This window comes from Mesorhizobium sp. M1E.F.Ca.ET.063.01.1.1 (assembly GCF_003998155.1).
Lineage (GTDB): Bacteria > Pseudomonadota > Alphaproteobacteria > Rhizobiales > Rhizobiaceae > Mesorhizobium.
Window position 1 is genome coordinate 1 of record NZ_RZSC01001249.1, and the last position, 1,030, is coordinate 1,030.

Below are 1,030 nucleotides of genomic sequence, written 5' to 3' on the forward strand. Positions count from 1 at the left end.
CCGTCGACGATGCCGACGCCGCCTATGCCAAAGCCAAGAAGGCCGGCGCCAAAATCATCCAGGCGCTGGTCGACCGTGACTACGGCAGCCGCGAGTTCATCTGCCTCGACCCGGAGGGCAATGTCTGGTCCTTCGGCACTTACTGGCCGAAAGCCGGCGAGAAGGCGTGAGGCCTCATCGACGGCGCTCGAGGTTAGCGAAAGCAGCCCAACTTCGTCATCCACGGGCGAAGCAGGAGGAGACCCGAGGATCCATTCCGTGACCTTGATCGAAGGGCGCAGCGGAGCAGAATTCTGCACCGTTGCAACGCCTTGACGTCACGGCATGGATTCAATGGTCTGCGCGCGTCGCTTCGCTCCTTGCTTCGCCATAGAATGACGAACCCGATGAGCGTCTTCACCAAGTTCAAACGTATTTGGTGAGAAGCCTATCGCGCCAGGGCGAAAATCGCGTCGCAGTCGAGATGCCTCTCCAGCTCCGCCGCGACCTCGTCCAGCGCCTTCTCGACATCGGCGCGGTAGTCGATGCCGCCGCCGCTGACGCCCAGGCTCTTCAAATACGCGGCACGGAAAGCGTCGGCGGAGAACAGCCCGTGCAGGTAGGTTCCGATCACCTTGCCGTCGGCGGAGACCGCGCCGTCCTCGACGCCGTTGATGATCGCTGACGGCCGCGCCGTGTCCGGACCGGTGGTGCGGCCGAGATGGATCTCATAGCCTTCGAGCGGCAGGCCGAACTGCACCGAACGGGCGCTTGAATTGCGCACCGTCTTTTCCGGCTCCATCACCGTTTCGATGTCGAGCAGACCGAGGCCTTCGGCCTCGGTGACGCTGCCTTCGATGCCTTCGGGATCGCGCACCATGCGGCCGAGCATCTGATAGCCGCCGCAGATGCCGACGACATGGCCGCCGCGCTTGCGATGAGCGGCAAGATCGCGATCCCAGCCATTCTCGCGGAATCTTGTCAGATCGCCGATCGTCGACTTCGAGCCGGGAATGACCACCAGCCCGGCGTCCTCCGGCAGCCTCTTGCC

General features: G+C 63.7%; 1 protein-coding gene and 1 pseudogene. One reads left to right on the forward strand and one right to left on the reverse strand.

Features of this window, described 5'->3' with window-relative positions:
- The coding region (locus EOA29_RS37665; RefSeq protein ID WP_189479142.1) for a VOC family protein at positions 1-170 on the forward strand (170 nt) is incomplete at its 5' end.
- A 257-nt stretch (positions 171-427) separates the two neighbouring features.
- Here the strand turns inward: EOA29_RS37665 and EOA29_RS37670 are convergent.
- Positions 428-1,030, reverse strand: a pseudogene (locus tag EOA29_RS37670) (cobyric acid synthase CobQ); the annotation flags it as partial.